At 47.8% G+C, this 567-nt stretch carries 1 protein-coding gene; it reads right to left on the reverse strand.

Features of this window, described 5'->3' with window-relative positions:
* Positions 1-567 (reverse strand): PTS transporter subunit EIIC (locus tag AB4486_RS23050; RefSeq protein WP_372118833.1); only part of this gene is annotated, 567 nt, incomplete at both ends.

The following is a 567-nucleotide window of genomic DNA, read 5'->3' on the forward strand; positions in this document are numbered from 1 at the left end:
CAGTTATCGACTTCTAGAATGTTGTCTGCACCGCCAACCGCTTCAATGTAGCTGTTGGTTAGGTTAGCCAATGCTTCTGGCGTTTCAGTTTCTTTTTCTGCTTCCATCTCTTCACCACGACCTGGAGTACGTAGGTTGAACTTGATGATAGCGAAGCGGAAAATACCGTAGTAAAGCGCGAAGAACACCACACCTTGAACCAGTAGCATGTACCAGTTAACCGCGAGTGGGTTTTGGCTTGATAGTACTAGGTCAACGAAACCAGCAGAGAAGCCGAAGCCTGCCATCCATTCCATGCTTGCTGCAATGTAAAGCGATAGGCCTGTTAATACTGCGTGCAGTAGGAACAACACGGGTGCTAGGAACATGAAGCTGAATTCTAGTGGCTCTGTGATACCCGTGAAGAATGAAGCCATAGCTGCCGCAAGCATGATTGCGAATACTTGGTTTTTGTTTTTCGCATCAGAACAGTGATACATCGCCAATGCTGCTGCTGGTAGGCCAAACATCATGATAGGGAAGAAGCCCGCTTGGTACATGCCAGTTTTACCTGGAATACCCGTACCG

Origin of the sequence: Vibrio sp. 10N.222.55.C6, from assembly GCF_041473395.1 — a bacterium.
In the GTDB taxonomy this organism is placed as follows: Bacteria; Pseudomonadota; Gammaproteobacteria; order Enterobacterales; family Vibrionaceae; genus Vibrio; species Vibrio crassostreae_C.